Consider the following 12,587-nt stretch of genomic DNA (forward strand, 5'->3'; position numbering starts at 1 on the left):
ACCTTATGCACGACGAGCCTCCCGGAGTTCCGAGGTCTCCGGCAGCCGCCCGACCCGTACCACCCGCGACCCGGCCGGACCCTTCCGCGGGCGCCGCCCGCCCCGGCTCTCGAACCCGTGGAAGGCCGCCCAGCACACGGCCAGCACCGCGGCGAAGACCGGCAGCCAGAGCAGCCGGGCCGCGACCCAGCCCAGGCCGTCGGGCACGGTGTGCAGGCCGGGCAGGCGGCCGGCCATGAGACCGGTGGCCGTGGTCGCCATCAACGCCGTCTGATGCCACAGGAACACCGTCATCGCGGACAGGTTCACCAGGGCCACCGCCGCCCAGAGCACCGGTCCGCGCATGGCCCGCCGCAGCCGGTCGCGCAGCAGCAGGGCCGCGCCGCACTGGGCCAGGCCGAAGGTGACGGCCGCGAGGGTCGGCGGGTTGAGGTTGGAGACCGCCGCGCCGGGCACGCCGACCATCGACGCCGGATAGCCCGCCCAGGCGACCAGGACCGCCGTCGCCACCGCCCCTCCCCCGCACAGGAGCCGGCCCGCGCGCCGATGCTCCAGCTCACCGCGCGTCCAGGCCGCGCCCAGCGTGTAGGGCACGAGCCAGCCCGCCGCCAGGTTCACCCAGCCGAGCCAGGACGGGCCGCCCATGCCGAAGCGGACCAGGTCGACGTGGAGGACGACGGCCAGCGGCCACAGGGGGTTGAGCCGGGCCACCAGCGGGGTCGCCGCAGTGAGCGCCGCGAACACCAGCAGGAACCACAGCGGGGACAGCGCCAGCTTCACCACCGTGTGCACGGTGGTGAAGGAGGCGCCGCCGAGCAGCAGACACACCGCGGCCACCGTCCACAGGCCGGTCATGGCGGCCACCGGCGCGAACAGCCGGGCCAGCCGGACCCGCAGCCACCCGCCGTAGGTCGAACCCCGCGCGCGGGCCGAGGCATGGCTCCTCGTCGCCACATGGCCGCCCACCATGAAGAACACGGCAAGCGACTGGAACGCCCAGGACACCGGGGCCAGCCACGGCATGGAGCCCAGCGGGCTCGCGGCGCGCAGGGTGCCGCCGTCGGCGACCAGCGCGGTCACCAGCCAGTGGCCGAGGACGACGCCGAGAATCGCCAGGGCGCGCAGGGCGTCGACGGCCCGGTCCCGCTCGGGCGGGGTGGCCGCGTCGAGCCGGCCGGCCGCCCGCCGTATGCCGGGACGGGCCGGGAGGACGCGCCGCCACAGCGGGCGGACCGCGGTCGTGTCAGACATGAGTGACCTCCGAGGTCTCGCCGAGGACGATCCGGACGAGGTTGGCCAGGCAGGCCGAGCCCTGTCGGAAGTAGTCGCTGTGGCCGCCGTCCCCGGCGGAGAACACCCGGGCGCCGAACGCCGACGACACCGGGTCCGTGCCGAAGCCGACCGTCGTCCCGAGCAGGTCGACGTCGGTGTGCGGGACCTCCGCCACCCAGTCGCCCCCGCCACGGGCCGCCCACACCCGTGCGCGGGTGCGCAGGTCCGCCGCCGAGTCCGCGCCCGTGCCCGGACTGCCGAGCAGGACCAGGTCGTCCACGTCCAGACCGTCGGCGGCACGCCCGCACACCACCGAGCCGTACGAATGGCACAGGAGGGTGATCCGGGAGTCCGGGCCGGTGACACCACGCAGCCCGCGCACGAAATCCCGCAGGTCCGGGGCGGCTTCGTCGGCCCGCTCAGGGGTGATCGCGGTGGTGCTGACGGTCGCCGGAGTGGTGTAGCCGAGCCACGCGACCACCGCGGTGCCGGTGCCGGTCGGGGCCTGCCGGGCGAGTCCGCGGTACAGGGCCGCCGCGGCCGTACGGAAGCGCTCGTAGGTGTCCAGCGAGGTGTCCGAGCCCGGCACCACGACGGCGACGTGGTCGGCGTGGGCCAGGTCGCCGAAGACCTCGGTCGCCCGGCCGGAACCGCGGCCGTCGAAGGAGAGGAGTCTGCGGGACGGCGCCGCGAGCGCCCGGTCGGCGGCGGCACGATGCCGGTCCCCGTGACCGGCCGCCATACGGGCCGCCAGCTCGGCGTTGGCCCGGTTGGCCGCGTACGCCCCCTCCAGCGTCGACGCCGTCACCGGCGGGAGACCGGCGGGGGCCGGGGCGGGGATGCGCGGCCCGACCGCGGCCGTCAGAGGAACGACGACGGCCGCGGTGACGAGAACGGCGAGAAGGGCACGGAACCAACGCCGGACACGGACCGTTGAGCCGTCACGGACCGTAGAGCCGTCACGGACCGTAGAGCCGTCACAGGCCGTAGAGCCGTCACAGGCCGACGCAGGCTCAGGGCCCGGCCCTCCCCGTGCCTCACTGTCCGATCCGCGCACACTGAACCGGCGTACGCCGAACCGCCGTACACCGGACGACCGTTCAGCCATCCGCCGTTCAGCCATCCGCCGTTCAGCCGACCGCCCCGCTCCGACCCCCATCGCCCCGCCCTCCCCCACCGGTCCGCCCGGCCATCGGGCGTCACTGGTAGGGAAGTTACGGATCAGTGGTCGTCACTCGCGTCCCGCCGGGGAGCTGTCCTCGGGGGTAGCTCTCAGGTACTAGGGGTATGACGGGGACGCCTCACCACCGGGCCGCCCACCACCGGGCCGCCGGCCCCACCCCTCACCACGCCAGCTGCGCGATCTCCTCCACCACCACCGCGCACGCGTCCGCCACCGGGTCGATCAGCGGGAAATGGCCGACATCCTCCAGCAGCGTCAGGCCCACCACCTCGCCCGCCTTCGCCGCCGCGTCCGCGTACGACTCGGCGACAGCCTCAGGGACGACGAGGTCGGTGCGGCCCTGGACCAGAGTCGTCGCGATGCCCGTCGGCAGCAGCAGCGCAGGGTCGGCGTACGGCCGACGTTCGCCGAAGTAGGCGTCACCTCCCAGGAGTTGACGAGCGGCACCGCCGCACACGGCCAGCTTCTCCGCCACCTCGAAGTCGGCGATCGGCGCCAGGGCGACCACGCCGCGCAGCGGGGGCGGCCCGTCGACGCGCCAGGGCGCGCCGGCCGGCAGGACGTGCCGGGACGCGGCCCACAGCGCGAGGTGGCCGCCCGCCGAGTGTCCGGTGAGCACCGTGCGGCGCGCGTCCGCCTGCGGCAGGGTCTCCCGTACGAGGGCGGGCAGTGCGTCCAGCGCGGCGGCGATGTCGTCGAAGGTGTCGGGCCAACGGCCCGCGACCGGCGCCGACCCATCCCCGGACCCATTCCCATCCCCGACAGTCGCGCCCCGCCGGTACTCCACGTTGGCCACGGCGAAGCCCCGCCGGGCCAGGAAGCCCGCGAACGGCGTGACGTGCCGGCGGTCGTACGGTGCCCGCCAGGCCCCTCCGTGCAGCACCACCACCAGCGGCACGGGGCCGGTCGCGCCGCGCGGGGCGTAGAAGTCGATCAGCTGGTCGGGATGGTCGCCGTAGGCGGCGGTGGCGTCGGGCTCGACCGCCGGATGCGAGAAGGCGGACTCTTCTTCAGCGGCGGCCCGGGCTGCGACGACGTCGTCCGGCATGCTCCAACCTCTCAGCGACAAAACGGAATTGGACGGAACGGTTCTGGCGGACCCGGTGGGGACTCGGCCGCTGGCGGGGACGGTATCAGGCCCGTGACGTGCGCGGACACGCGGATGTCACGCTCGGTAAGGGTTAAACGGTTCTGCTGTTTCGTTACGCTGACGTCCGGGACGGGATGTCGCCCGTACGTGCACCAAGGAGGCCGTTATGTCCGCAGAGCCCGGCACTGTGCGTCCCGGGGGACGTACCGCACGTGTGCGTGCCGCCGTGCTGCGGGCGGCCGGGGACGTCCTGGTCGAGGAGGGGTTCGACCGGCTCGACCTCGCGGATGTCGCGCGGCGGGCGGAGGTCGGCAAGACGACCGTGTACCGGCGGTGGGGCTCCGTGACGGGGCTGGTCGCCGATCTCCTCGCCGACATGGCGGAGACCTCGTCGCCCCGCGAGGAGACGGGGGCCGTGCTGAGCGACCTGCTCGCCAACGCGGGGCTTGTGCAGCGGACGCTGGCCGATGTGCGGCAGGGCGCGTTGTTCCGTGCGGTGATCGCGGCGGCGGCCTGTGACGCGCGTACGGCGGAGGCGTTGCGGCGGTTCTACGAGGTGCGGGTCGCCGAGTGGGCGCCCTGTGTGGAACAGGGAGTGGCTCGGGGCGAGTTGCCGAGGGGTACCGATGCGAGGGCGGTGGTGCGGGCGGTGTCGGCACCGCTGTATTACGAGTGGCTGACAGCCGGGGTGGTGCCGGACGGCCCCGCCGCGGAGCGGGCCGCGCGGGCCGCGCATGCCGCTGCCGTGGCGGGGGTCTACGTCCGTACTGCGTGACCTGCGTGCGGCACGACTCTCCGCAGCCAGGCTCCGCAGCTAGGCGGCGAGCACCTCCCCCAGCACCCTCCCCGCCCGTTCCACGTCCCCGAATCCGACGTACAGCGGGGTGAAGCCGAAGCGGAGTACGTCCGGGCGGCGGAAGTCGCCCACGACGCCCCGTTCGATCAGGCGGCACATGACCTCGCCCGCGGCCTCGCAGCGCAGGGCGATCTGACTGCCGCGCTCGTCGTGGGGGAGCGGGGTGAGGGACTCCACCTTGCCGTCCGGGACGTAAGCGGCGACGCACTCGAGGAAGAAGTCCGTCAGGGCGAGGGACTTGGCGCGGACGGTGTCGATCGAGACGCCCTCCCAGACCTCCAGCGCCGCCTCCAGGGCGGACATCGACAGGATGTCCGGGGTGCCGACGCGCCCGCGCAGGGCGCCCGGGGCGGGCTCGTAGGAGGGCCGCATGCCGAACGGCTCGGCGTGCGAGTTCCAGCCGGGCAACGGGGAGTCGAAGCGGTCCTGGTGGTCCCGTCGTACGTACAGGTACGCCGGTGAACCCGGGCCGCCGTTCAGGTACTTGTAGGTGCAGCCGACCGCCAGGTCCACGCCGTGCTCGTCGAGGCCCACCGGCAGCGCGCCCGCGCTGTGGCACAGGTCCCAGACGGCGATCGCGCCCGCCGCGTGGACGGCGGCGGTGAGGCCGGGCAGGTCGTGCAGCCGCCCGGTGCGGTAGTCGACGTGGTTGAGCAGCACCGCGGCCGTACGGTCCGACAGCGCCGCCGGCACCTCCGCCGGGGTCACCGGCCGCAGCGTACGGCCGGTCAGCCGGGCCGCCGACTCGGCGATGTAGCCGTCCGTGGGGAAGGTGGTCGCGTCGACGAGGATCTCGTCCCGCTCCTCCCCGGTCAGCCGTACCGCGCCCACGACCGCCTTGAGGACGTTGACGCTTGTGGAGTCGCCCACGACGATCTGGCCGGGACCCGCGCCCACCAGCGGGGCGATCCGGTCGCCGATCCGCTCGGGCGCGGTCCACCAGCCGCTCTCGTCCCAGGAGCGGATGCGCAGCTCGCCCCACTGGCGGCGGACGACGTCGTCCAGCCGTCCGGGGACGGACACGGGCAGTGCGCCGAGCGAGTTGCCGTCGAGGTAGACGACCTCGTCGAGGACGAACTCCTTGCGCTTGTCGGCCAGTTCGTCGGCGGAGTCCAGTTCCCGGGCTACGAGGGAGAGGTCAGACATGGGAGCGCGCCGTCCACAGCTCGGGGAAGACGTTCTTCTGCGCGCGCTTCTCCAGCCAGGCCACCCCGGCCGAACCGCCCGTGCCGGTCTTCGCGCCCATCGCGCGGCGGGTGGCGACGAGGTGGTCGTTGCGCCATCGCCACACCAGCTCGGCGACGTCGGTCAACGCCTCGCCGAGCCGGGCGAGTTCGTCGGACTCGTCGCCCGCGTAGAGGGCGGTCCACACCGCCTCCACCTCCGGCGACGGCTCGTAGCGCCGCGCGACGTCACGCGTCAGCACGGCCTCCGGGACGGCATGCCCGCGCCGGGCGAGCAGCCGCAGGACCTCGTCGTAGAGACTCGGCTCGTGCAGCGCCTTCTCCAGCTCGGCGTGGACGCGCGGGGCGCCGCGGTGCGGGACCAGCATCGACGCGGACTTGTCGCCGAGCAGGAACTCCATGCGGCGGTACATCGCGGACTGGAAGCCGGAGCCCTCGCCCAGCGCGCTGCGGTACGAGTTGAACTGGGCCGGCGTGAGCTGTCCGAGCGGCTTCCAGGAGGCGTTCAGCGCCTCCAGCTCGCGCACGGAACGCTTCAGCGCGGCGACGGCCGTCGGCACGTCGTCCCGGCGCAGGGCACCGGCCGCGGTCTCCCACTCGTGGACGATGACCGTGAACCACAGCTCCATGACCTGGGTCGTGACCAGGAAGACCATCTCTCCGGGATCGTCGGAGAGGGTGTGCTGGAGGTGGGTGAGCACGTCCGCCTTGACGTAGTCCTCGTACGGCGTCGTGCCTGCGAAGTCGAGATGCGGGGTCTCGGGCTCGTGAGCCTCATGGGACATCGCTGTCTCCTGATATGTACTCCGGGTAGCGGTCCGCCCCTGCCGTTACCGACACGGGGGCCCCGGTCCCCTAGGGGCATCCTCCGCAATCGTCACCCGAAAGTGCAAGGCCCGCCCGATCACATCGGGCGGGCCCGTACCTCGAAAGTACTAGCCGGGTACCGGCCGGGGACCCACCCGCGTCTAGCCCAGCGTCTGGGCCGCCGTCGGCGAGGAGTCCTTCAGGAACTGCGTGCAGCGCTCGTACTCCTCCTGCTCGCCGATCGATCCCGCGGCGCGGGCGAGGGCGTGCAGGGCGCGCAGGAAGCCGCGGTTCGGCTCGTGCTCCCACGGCACCGGGCCGTGGCCCTTCCAGCCGCTGCGGCGCAGGCTGTCCAGGCCTCGGTGGTAGCCCGTACGGGCGTAGGCGTACGACTCCACGACGCTGCCGCGTTCGAACGCGTCGTCGGCGAGCTGGGCCCAGGCCAGGGAGGACGTGGGGTACTTCGCGGCGACGTCGGCGGGTGCCGTTCCGGCCGCGAGCAGCTCGCGGGGCTCGGGGTCGTCGGGGAGGTGGGTCGGGGGCGGTCCCCCGAGAAGGTTTTCGTGAATGGACATGGGTCCAGTCTGGGGGACCCTCCGGGATTTGCGCCGACGGGGTCGCCGCGACCGCCCCTGGTACGACCGCCCGGACCCCGTCACGGCCGGAGCAACCGTACGCCGCCCGGCACCGGTGCCCCACACCCGCTCGAGGGCGCGAACCCGCCCGGATACATCCGGACCTGCCTAGATCCACCCGGATCAGCCCGGCTCGAACAAGCCCCACCCACGTTCCCGACGGCACCCCCGCGCGCCGTCCCAGGTCGGGACCACCCCGCACCCCATCCAGGCAGGCACGCGCCGCCCCGCACCCCCCGGACAGACACAGACGCGCCGCCCCGCATGCACCCCACCCGGACGGACACAGACGCGCCCCAGATCCACCTCCGCCGAGCAGTCCCGCCGACATCCCCGACGGGAGCCGCTCAGGACGGGATCCCGCAGGCCCGAGCACCCTCATCCCCAGGCCCTCGCGCCGTACCACCACCCCAGCGCCCGCCCGCGCACCCCCTCAGCCCCCCACCCCCGCACGCCCTCAGACCCGCGCGCACCCCCGCGCCCCCCGGACCCGCGCCCCCTCCAGACCCCCGCACGCCCCTCAGACCCGCGCGCACCCCCTAAGGCCCGCGCGCCCCGCCCTCAGCCCCCCGGCGCCCCCGAGTCACCAGGCCCCACCGAGAGCCGGCCGCCCGCCCGCTCACCCTCCAGCGGCGGCGCCAGCACAGCCCCGTGCGTCCTGCACTCGGGGCGGCGGCAGCCCGGTGCCGGGCGGCGTACGGTCGCGAACGCGATCACCGAGCCGACGACCAGCATGCCCGCGCACAGCCACATCGCCCGCCCGAACGCGTCGTCGAAGGCGGCGGCCGAGCGGTACGCCTCCGCGCCCATCCCGGTCAGCAGGGGCAGCGCGGCCACCGCGACGAGGCCCGCCGCCCGTGCCGCCGCGTTGTTGATACCGCTGGCCAGGCCCGCCCGGGAGACGTCGACCGAGGCCAGGACGGTCGCCGTCAGCGGGGCGACCAGGGTGACCAGGCCGAGGCCGAGGGCCAGGACGGCGGGCAGGACGTCGGCGGCGTAGGAGGCGTCGGGGCCGACCCGGAGCATCAGCAGCATCCCCGCCGCGGCCAGCAGGGGGCCGACGGTGAGCGGGACGCGGGGGCCGATCTGCTCGGCCAGCCGGCCCGAGCGGGCGGAGAGCAGCAGCATGAGGACGGTCGTCGGCAGGAGGGCCGTACCGGCGCCGAGGGCGGAGTAGCCGGACACGACCTGCAGCTGGACGGCGGACAGGAAGAAGAAGCCGCCGAGGGCCGCGTACACGCACAGGGTGACCAGGTTGACGGCCGTGAACTGGCGGGACGCGAAGATGCCGGGCGGCATCATCGGGTCGGGGCGACGCCGCTCGACGTACACGAAGGCCACGGCGAGTGCGAGGCCGGCCACCGCCGTCACCGCCACGACCACGGACCCCTCGCCCGCCTCGATCAGCGCGTACGTCACGAGGGCGAGGGCGACGGCGCCGAGCACCGCGCCCAGGACGTCGAAGCGGCCGTGGGTCTTCCCGTCGCCCGACTCGGGGACGTGCCGCAGCGCGACCGGGACGCACAGCAGGGCGAGGGGCACGTTGAGCAGGTACACCCAGCGCCAGCCGGGGCCGTCCACCAGCCAGCCGCCCAGGAAGGGCCCCACGGCCGCGCCGACGCCCCCGAAGCCCGACCACAGGCCCACGGCCCGGCCCCGGTCGTCGCGGTGGAAGGAGGCCTGGATGATGGCCAGCGAGCCGGGGGTGAGGAGGGCACCGCCGATGCCCTGGAGGGCGCGGGCGGCGATCAGCACGCCCGCGTTCGGAGCGAGCCCGCACAGCAGGGAGGCCACGGCGAACCAGACCACGCCCACCACGAAGACCTTGCGCCGGCCGTAGCGGTCGCCGAGCGAGCCGCCCAGCAGGATCAGCCCGGCCAGCGTGACCAGGTAGGCGTTGGCGGTCCACTGGAGGGCGGCGAGGTCGGCGTCCAGGTCGCGGCCGATGCGGGGCAGGGCGATGTTGACGACGGTCGAGTCCAGCATGGCCATGCTGGAACCGAGAACCGTGGTGAACAGGACCCACCTGCCCTGCGGCGAGGCCAGCCGGACGTCGGACATGGTCCCAGGTATACAGCGAGCCCGGCGCCGAAGCACCGGGCTCACCGTGAACGGAACCGCCTGCCGGGGAGACCCCCGACCGGCCGGCGTCCGCTACTTGATCCTCGTACCCGCCGAGCGCAGGTTCTGCGTGGCCTCGACGACCCGCGCCGCCATGCCCGCCTCGGCCAGCTTGCCCCAGGTCCGCGGGTCGTAGGTCTTCTTGGAGCCGACCTCGCCGTCGACCTTCAGGACGCCGTCGTAGTTCCTGAACATGTGGTCGACGACGGGACGCGTGAAGGCGTACTGCGTGTCCGTGTCGAGGTTCATCTTGACGACGCCGTTCTCCAGCGCGGTCGCGATCTCCTCCGCGGAGGAGCCGGAGCCGCCGTGGAAGACGAAGTCGAACGGCTGCGAGCCGGCCGCCTGGCCGTACTTGGCCGCGACGCCGTCGTTCAGCTCCTTCAGCAGGTCGGGGCGGAGCACGACGTTGCCCGGCTTGTACACGCCGTGCACGTTGCCGAACGACGCGGCGAGCAGGTAGCGGCCCTTCTCGCCCAGGCCGAGGGCCTCGGCGGTGCGGAGCGCGTCGTCGACCGTCGTGTACAGCGAGTCGTTGATCTCGTGCGAGACGCCGTCCTCCTCGCCGCCGGTCGGGGTGATCTCGACCTCGAGGATGATGTTCGCGGCGCGCGCCTTCTCCAGCAGCTCCTGCGCGATGGAGAGGTTGTCGGCGAGGGTCTCGGCGGAGCCGTCCCACATGTGGGACTGGAACAGCGGGCCCAGACCGGCCTCGACGCGCTTGCGGGAGATCTCCAGCAGCGGACGTACGTACCCGTCGAGCTTGTCCTTCGGGCAGTGGTCGGTGTGCAGGGCGACCGTGACCGGGTACTTCTCGGCGACGATGTGCGCGAACTCGGCGAGGGCGACGGCGCCCGTCACCATGTCCTTGCTGTACTGGCCGCCCAGGAACTCGGCGCCACCCGTGGAGATCTGGATGATGCCGTCGCTCTCCGCCTCCGCGAAGCCGCGCAGTGCCGCGTGCAGGGTCTGGGTCGAGGTGACGTTGATGGCCGGGTAGGCGAACTTGCCTGCCTTCGCCCGGTCGAGCATCTCGTTGTAGACCTCGGGGGTTGCGATGGGCATTCGTCCGCTCCTTGGGTGTGCGGGTTGGCGTTCTGCGTACTTACGGCCCTGACCTAGACCTTGGGTGCGACGTCATCGTCGTGCCCATCTTTCCAGACATGCGCGATCGGTCCATGCGCCGGTCAGGTCCAGGTCGTACCGGCTCGTCAGTCCAGACCCAGTTCATCCTTCGAGAAGGCGAACAGGTACGGCACGCCCGCACCCTCCTGGATCTTCTCCGCGGCACCGGTCGCCCGGTCCACGATCGTCGCGACGCCCACCACCTCGGCGCCCGCCTCCCGCACGGCCTCCACGGCGGTCAGCGGCGACCCGCCGGTGGTCGAGGTGTCCTCGACGACCAGGACCCGGCGGCCCTTGATGTCAGGACCCTCGACGCGCCGCTGCATCCCGTGCGCCTTCGCCGCCTTGCGGACGACGAAGGCGTCCAGCGTGCGGCCCCGTGCGGCGGCGGCGTGCAGCATGGCCCCGGCGACCGGGTCGGCGCCCATGGTCAGCCCGCCCACGGCGTCGAAGTCCAACTCGGCGGTCAGGTCGAGCAGCACCTGACCGACCAGCGGGGCGGCCTCGCCGTCGAGGGTGACGCGGCGCAGGTCGACGTAGTAGTCGGCCTCCAGACCCGAGGAAAGGGTCACCTTGCCGTGCACCACGGCCTTGTCCTTGATCTGCTGCAGCAGTGCGCCGCGTACGTCCGTCGTCATGCCCTCAGCTTAGAGGCGGGTCCAGCGCCAGGTGGTCGTGGCCTCCAGCGGCTCCAGCGGTGTGACCAGGCGCGGGAGGGTGTTCAGGCCGTTGGGCGGGCCGGTCTGCGGTTCCACGCACACGGCGGTCTCCTGCTCGTCGTAGACGACGACCCACTTCTCCGGGCTCGTCACGTCCAGCCGGAGCCGGCCCGGCCAGGTGAGGGCGACGGAGACGCCGTCGGGCATGCCGAAGCAGTCGTCCCAGGGGCCGGGCTTCGGCTCGACGCGGTTGCCGGTCGGCAGATGGTCCTCGCCGCGCTCCTCCTGCCAGGCGGGATCGAAGGCGACCCGCACGTCCTCGCCGCCCAGGTTCCGGTTGAACCAGGGGTGCCAGCCGATCTGTGCCGGGAACGACGAGCCGTGCGTCTCCACCGCCATGGACAGCGTCAGCGCGTCCCCGGTCAGCGCCACGATCTGCGTGACCCGGCCGGGATAGGGCCAGGGGTCGACCAGGTCGTACGTCAGGACCGCCTCGTCGGCCGACCTGCGGGCCACCTTCCAGGCGCCGTCGCGGACCGTGCCGTGGATGGCGTGCGGCGGGGAGTTGAGCGGCATCTGGCGGATGTCCGCCCCGTCCCGGAAGCGGCCGTCCCTGATCCGCCCGCACCAGGGCACCATCGGGAAGCACCCGAACCGTTCGCCCTGCCGCAGCAGTTCCGCTCCGCCGACGCGCAGCCCTCCGATCCGCCCGCCGTTGCCGGGCCGGACGGTCACCTCCGCGTCTCCCGCGGTCAGCGTGAAGTCTTCGTCACTCACGGGACGACCCTACCGAGGCGATCAAGGGGGCGCCGGGTGTCACCGGTGCGTTCAGGTCACCGGCGTCGCCGCAGCGCCCGTCCGACCACGATCGCCGACGCCACGGCCAGCGCGGCCGCGGGGGCGGCCCAGCGCAGGGCGTTGTCCCGGGCGACGGTCTGCGGGGCCGGGACCGGGGCGTACCGGCCGCGCGGCGGGGCGTGGTCCACCTCCTCCGCGCTGCGCCCGATCATCGTGCGACGCGCGTGCGCGGCCTCGGCCGGGGGCACACCGGGGTCCGGGAACCCCGCGACGGCCTCGACGGCGTCGACAGGGTCCAGCTCGTCGATGTCATCCAGGTCGTCCGCGTCCACCGAACCGTTCACGGAATCGAGTCCGTCGGGCCCCGGCGGGGGGATCTCGGTCTCGAACACGGTGGCGGCGGCAGGAGGTTCGTCGGCCGCGGTCTCCGCCCCGAGGTTCGCCGCCCACCGGTCCAGGAGGCGTACGGCCGCGGCGTCCACGGCGTCCGCCGGCAGCTCCGCGATGCGGCCGTCCGCCGTCGCCGTACCCCCGATGCGGAGCGTGCTGGCCCCGTCGGTCTCCCGCAGCCCCAGCGTGAGCGAGAGTTTGACCGTGCCGGAGCCGCGGGCCTCGGTGGCGTCGCCCTCGACGGCGTACCCGCCGTCCTCGCGGGCGGTGACGCGCAGGGTGCCGCGGTAGGTGATGGTGTGGCCGCCGACGCGCAGCTTCAGCCGGCCCGCGACGGGCTCGGTGCCGGCGTCCTGCTGGAAACCGGGGAGCGCTCGGGCCACCTGCGCGGGGTCGGCGAGGGCCGCCCGCAGCCGCTCTGCCGGAACCGGAACGAACACCTCATGCTCCATAAGGGCGGAGCCTAC

The 12,587-nt window shown here is 73.6% G+C and carries 12 protein-coding genes; 1 reads left to right on the top strand and 11 read right to left on the bottom strand.

All coding sequences use genetic code 11. The annotated features are described in order from the left end of the window. Window positions 1–3: 3 nt before the first annotated feature. The 3 genes from ACFWJX_RS24450 to ACFWJX_RS24460 form a co-directional block, all read right to left on the bottom strand. Window positions 4–1,251 (bottom strand): acyltransferase, encoded by a 1,248-nt coding sequence (locus tag ACFWJX_RS24450; protein WP_383246880.1) that lies wholly within the window; start codon window positions 1,249–1,251, stop codon window positions 4–6. Next, the gene (locus ACFWJX_RS24455) at window positions 1,244–2,080 is read right to left on the bottom strand and encodes an alpha/beta hydrolase (RefSeq protein ID WP_383246883.1); all 837 of its coding nucleotides are present in this window, start codon (window positions 2,078–2,080) and stop codon (window positions 1,244–1,246) included. The genes ACFWJX_RS24450 and ACFWJX_RS24455 overlap by 8 nt, the downstream gene beginning before the upstream one ends. A gap of 535 nt (window positions 2,081–2,615) precedes the next feature. Continuing rightward, window positions 2,616–3,503: an alpha/beta hydrolase gene (locus ACFWJX_RS24460; RefSeq protein WP_383246885.1), complete on the bottom strand. Its 888-nt coding sequence runs from the start codon at window positions 3,501–3,503 to the stop codon at window positions 2,616–2,618. Between the two features lie 208 nt (window positions 3,504–3,711). Between ACFWJX_RS24460 and ACFWJX_RS24465 the strand changes: the two genes are divergently transcribed. Beyond that, window positions 3,712–4,320, top strand: a complete 609-nt coding sequence (locus ACFWJX_RS24465; protein WP_383246888.1) for a TetR/AcrR family transcriptional regulator — start codon at window positions 3,712–3,714, stop codon at window positions 4,318–4,320. A gap of 39 nt (window positions 4,321–4,359) precedes the next feature. On the opposite strand, the gene kynU is transcribed toward ACFWJX_RS24465, so the two are convergent. The 8 genes from kynU to ACFWJX_RS24505 form a co-directional block, all read right to left on the bottom strand. Continuing rightward, window positions 4,360–5,547 carry a kynureninase gene (kynU, locus tag ACFWJX_RS24470; RefSeq protein WP_383246891.1) on the bottom strand — a complete coding sequence of 396 codons (1,188 nt, stop codon included), beginning with the start codon at window positions 5,545–5,547 and terminating at the stop codon, window positions 4,360–4,362. After that, window positions 5,540–6,370 (bottom strand): tryptophan 2,3-dioxygenase family protein, encoded by an 831-nt coding sequence (locus ACFWJX_RS24475; protein WP_383246894.1) that lies wholly within the window; start codon window positions 6,368–6,370, stop codon window positions 5,540–5,542. Before ACFWJX_RS24475 ends, kynU begins: the two co-directional genes overlap by 8 nt. A gap of 183 nt (window positions 6,371–6,553) precedes the next feature. Continuing rightward, entirely contained in the window at window positions 6,554–6,967 is a 414-nt protein-coding gene (locus ACFWJX_RS24480; RefSeq protein WP_383246897.1) for a DUF3151 domain-containing protein, read from the bottom strand. 621 nt (window positions 6,968–7,588) lie between these two features. Next, window positions 7,589–9,088, bottom strand: coding sequence for an MFS transporter (locus tag ACFWJX_RS24485; protein WP_383246900.1), 1,500 nt, complete (start codon window positions 9,086–9,088; stop codon window positions 7,589–7,591). A gap of 93 nt (window positions 9,089–9,181) precedes the next feature. Next, complete coding sequence (gene fbaA, locus ACFWJX_RS24490; RefSeq protein ID WP_383246902.1) at window positions 9,182–10,213, bottom strand: class II fructose-bisphosphate aldolase; 1,032 nt, start codon at window positions 10,211–10,213, stop codon at window positions 9,182–9,184. Between the two features lie 146 nt (window positions 10,214–10,359). Continuing rightward, window positions 10,360–10,911, bottom strand: a complete 552-nt coding sequence (gene pyrE / locus ACFWJX_RS24495; protein WP_383246905.1) for an orotate phosphoribosyltransferase — start codon at window positions 10,909–10,911, stop codon at window positions 10,360–10,362. Between the two features lie 9 nt (window positions 10,912–10,920). Next, a complete protein-coding gene (locus tag ACFWJX_RS24500; RefSeq protein WP_383246908.1) occupies window positions 10,921–11,709 on the bottom strand; it encodes an aldose 1-epimerase in 789 nt (262 codons plus the stop codon). Window positions 11,710–11,765: 56 nt separating this feature from the next. Then, entirely contained in the window at window positions 11,766–12,572 is an 807-nt protein-coding gene (locus ACFWJX_RS24505) for an SRPBCC domain-containing protein (RefSeq protein ID WP_383246910.1), read from the bottom strand. Between the last annotated feature and the right edge of the window lie 15 nt (window positions 12,573–12,587).

The sequence above is a fragment of the Streptomyces sp. NPDC058335 genome (genome assembly GCF_042723915.1).
Taxonomy (GTDB): domain Bacteria; phylum Actinomycetota; class Actinomycetes; order Streptomycetales; family Streptomycetaceae; genus Streptomyces.

Bases quoted from the DNA above. Each gene is read 5' to 3' on its own strand.
- ACFWJX_RS24465 (WP_383246888.1), top strand. From the start codon at position 3,712: ATGTCCGCAGAGCCCGGCACTGTGCGTCCCGGGGGACGTACCGCACGT.
- ACFWJX_RS24485 (WP_383246900.1), bottom strand. From the start codon at position 9,088: ATGTCCGACGTCCGGCTGGCCTCGCCGCAGGGCAGGTGGGTCCTGTTC.
- ACFWJX_RS24475 (WP_383246894.1), bottom strand. From the start codon at position 6,370: ATGTCCCATGAGGCTCACGAGCCCGAGACCCCGCATCTCGACTTCGCA.
- kynU (WP_383246891.1), bottom strand. From the start codon at position 5,547: ATGTCTGACCTCTCCCTCGTAGCCCGGGAACTGGACTCCGCCGACGAA.
- ACFWJX_RS24480 (WP_383246897.1), bottom strand. From the start codon at position 6,967: ATGTCCATTCACGAAAACCTTCTCGGGGGACCGCCCCCGACCCACCTC.
- ACFWJX_RS24460 (WP_383246885.1), bottom strand. From the start codon at position 3,503: ATGCCGGACGACGTCGTCGCAGCCCGGGCCGCCGCTGAAGAAGAGTCC.
- fbaA (WP_383246902.1), bottom strand. From the start codon at position 10,213: ATGCCCATCGCAACCCCCGAGGTCTACAACGAGATGCTCGACCGGGCG.
- ACFWJX_RS24505 (WP_383246910.1), bottom strand. From the start codon at position 12,572: ATGGAGCATGAGGTGTTCGTTCCGGTTCCGGCAGAGCGGCTGCGGGCG.
- ACFWJX_RS24450 (WP_383246880.1), bottom strand. From the start codon at position 1,251: ATGTCTGACACGACCGCGGTCCGCCCGCTGTGGCGGCGCGTCCTCCCG.
- pyrE (WP_383246905.1), bottom strand. From the start codon at position 10,911: ATGACGACGGACGTACGCGGCGCACTGCTGCAGCAGATCAAGGACAAG.